Raw genomic sequence first — 3,032 nt, forward strand, 5'->3', positions numbered from 1 at the left:
CCGGCGGGCGCGATGCCGCCATGCTCCCCATCCCCGCCATGCCGGCGTGGCTCGCATGACCGGCGTGCGGGTCGGCCTTCGCCCCGGCTTTCGGCCCGACCTGTGGCCCGGCTTGTGGCCCGACTTGCAGCAAGGCGCCGCCGATCGGCCAGTCCGGCGGCCCGTCCAGCGTTCCGGTCAGCCGGCGCATCTCGGTCAGATAGTTGCCCCAGCCCTCCGCCCAGGGAAGTCCGGTCAGGATCAGGCCGAGCGCGGCCAGCGACACCCAGATGCCGGCGGTCGCATGGATATCGCGCCAGAACAGCCGGCCGCCGCCGCCGAGCCGGGGGTAGAGCACCCCCGCCCAGCCCCGCCGCCCCCTTGGCCACCACAGATAGAGGCCGGTCAGCAGCATGACGATCGCCCAGCAGGCCGCGACCTCGACCAGATAGCTGCCGACCCTTCCCGCCAGCAGCTCGCCATGAAGATGGAGGATCACGCGCAACGGCCGCTTTTCCTCGGTCGCGACCCCCAGCACGGCGAGCGAGCGCGGATTGACATAGACGCGGCTGTCGACGCCGCGCCGCGTCACCAGGATGCGGACCGCCCGGTCCGGCGCCTCGGGCAGGATATAGTCGTGCAGCGTCGAGCCGGGCACCGCCCGCAGCGCCGCCGCGACCTGCGCATCCGGCGATGCCGGGGAGCCGGCGGTCGCCAGACGGTCGTACGGCCGGTCGAGCCACGCCTCGATCTGCGGCCGCCACAGGTAGATCGAGCCGGTCAGCGCCAGCCAGACCACGAACGGCACGCAGAACACGCCGGCGTAGAAGTGCCAGCGCCAGACGGCGTTGTAGGAGGCGGCGTGTCCCGTCGTGACCATGATCGCGTCCTCCCGTCAGTCTAGCGTCAGGCGGACGCCCGCCGTCGCTGTGAACGGCTTGCCGTACAGCGGCGCGGTGAACCCGTCGTTCGTGCCGATGTAGCGCCGGTCGAACAGGTTCTCGATCTGGACGAACGTCTCCACGCCCCGCCGCACGGGCACGGAGGCGGCGAGATCGGCGACGAGGTGCGCGTCGGTGCGGAAGAGCGCGTCCGGATCGCCGTCGGTGCTCGCGAGATAGCGCATGCGCGGCGAGACCCTGACGCCATGGGGACCGGTCCAGTCGACGCCGGCGCTGACCCGGTTCCTGGGGATGCCCGGCTGCTGCACGCCCACGCTCGCCGGATCCTCTGGGTTCCGGGTCACGACCGAGTCGGCGAAGGTATAGGCGGCGGTGGCGGAGAGCCGCGCCGATGCGCGCCACGTCAGTTCCGCCTCGACGCCCCGGCTGCGGGCGCGTCCGGCGTTGATGAGGCGGGCGCCGATGTCGAAACCGGCCGGCAGCGTCGCGGGATCGAGGTAGCGATAGGTCAGGAAATCGGAGACGATGCTCGAATAGGCGGTCGCCTGGAAGCGGATCGGGCCGCGGATGTAGTCGACGCCGATCTCGCCGCCCCCGAGCGTCTCGGGCCTGAGCGCGGCGTTGCCGTAGAGGATGTAGCCCGGCACCGAGGCCGACCGGTACAGGTTGTCGAGCGTCGGCGCGCGGAACGCGCGGTAATATGCGCCGCGCAGGCCGAAGCCCGCGGGAAGCTGGTATCGGACCGACAGGCGCGGGTCGACGGCGCCGTCGTGCCGGCCGGGCACGCGCCCGACGCCGCCCGGCGACGCGTCGAGCCCGTCGCGGTTGCGGAAATCCTGATAGCGGAGGCTCAGCAGCAGTTGCAGCGGATCGAGCGGGCGCAGCTCGGCCTGGGCGAAGCCGCCCAGGAACCGCTGGTCGCCCGAGCCCGTGTCCGTGCGAAGCTGGGTTCCGGTCTGGTCGAGGATGGCGGCGCGGTCGCTGCCCCGGACGTCGTGATAGTCGACGCCCGCCGATACGGAACGCAGGATGCCGGAGAAGGTCCGGGTACCCACCAGCGACGCGCCCCAGTCGCTGGCCCGCGTCAGGTGGCGGTTCTGGACGTATTCGGCGGCGTTCGGATCGGCGCCGTCCGGCGCGCCGGTGTTGTTGGTGACGAAGCGTTCGTCGACGTGGAAGGCGGTGAGGTCCACCGTCGCCCCTTCGCCCGGACGCCATGTCAGCGTGGCCGTGTAGCGCCAGTTGCGCTGGTCGTTGGTCTGGAGCCGGGTCAGGAAGTTCTGGTCGTTGCTGTAACGGCTCGCCCGCGCCCGGATGCCGAGCGTGGGCGAAAGGTCGGCGTCGCCGGACAGCGCGACGCTGCGCGCGGTCGAGGATGTCGGCACGTCGATCGGGCCGCGATAGCCGTCCGCCTGTTCCAGATAGCCGTCGGTGTGGCTGATCCCGCCGTCGATCGCCAGGCCGTGGCCGTCGCCGGCCAGGGCGGCGCGGCCGTCCGCCCGATAGGTCCCGCGCCCCCCGCCCGCCGCCTCCGCGTCGAGCCCGCTCCGCTCGACCGGACGCGTCAGGATGTTGACGACGCCGCCCATGGCGTAATTGCCCCACAGCGTCGCGCCGCCGCCGCGCACGACCTCGACCCGGTCGATCGTGTCGAGCGGCGCCTCGCTCCACTGGACATAGCCGAAGAAGCTGTCGTTGAGCGGCACGCCGTCCAGTAGCACGAGCGAGCGGATGCCGCTCAGGCCCCGCATCGAGACGATCGTGTCGGTCGGATGCTGCTCGTTCGTGCTGGCGATCGGCAGGTCGAGGGACGGCACGCGGCGCAGCACGTCGTCGATCGTCCGGGCGGGCGTGTCCGCGATGTCCTGCGCGGTCACGACGCTGATGCTGGCGGGCACGTCGGCGAGCGGCCGGGCGGAGCGCGTGGCCGTGACGACGACCTCGCCGCCCGGCGTCGCGGCGGCCTGGCTGGTCCGAGATGTCTCGGCGGTCTGGGCGGTTGCGGGAACCGCGAGCAGGAGGCACGGCGCGGCGGCGCCCGCCAGCAGGTGGGATCGGTGCATGGACGGACCTTCGACCGGCCCGGCGTCGATCGCGCGGGCCACGGGATGCTGGGCCGCCCGAGAGGACGGCACGGGATCGGTCAGGAGG

2 protein-coding genes are annotated in these 3,032 nt (G+C 72.4%); both read right to left on the reverse strand.

What is annotated here, in order from left to right; all coding sequences use genetic code 11:
• Positions 1–859: PepSY-associated TM helix domain-containing protein (locus HUV01_RS14405; protein ID WP_174298896.1), on the reverse strand; the 859-nt coding region annotated here is incomplete at its 3' end.
• A gap of 15 nt (positions 860–874) precedes the next feature.
• Positions 875–2,944 (reverse strand): TonB-dependent receptor, encoded by a 2,070-nt coding sequence (locus tag HUV01_RS14410; protein WP_174298897.1) that lies wholly within the window; start codon positions 2,942–2,944, stop codon positions 875–877.
• Positions 2,945–3,032: the final 88 nt, after the last annotated feature.

The sequence above is a fragment of the Sphingomonas bacterium genome (assembly GCF_903643035.1).
Classification (GTDB): Bacteria; Pseudomonadota; Alphaproteobacteria; order Sphingomonadales; family Sphingomonadaceae; genus Sphingomonas.

What these genes read in the sequence shown, in the direction of transcription:
- HUV01_RS14410 (WP_174298897.1), bottom strand. Translation starts at nt 2,944, where the DNA reads ATGCACCGATCCCACCTGCTGGCGGGCGCCGCCGCGCCGTGCCTCCTG.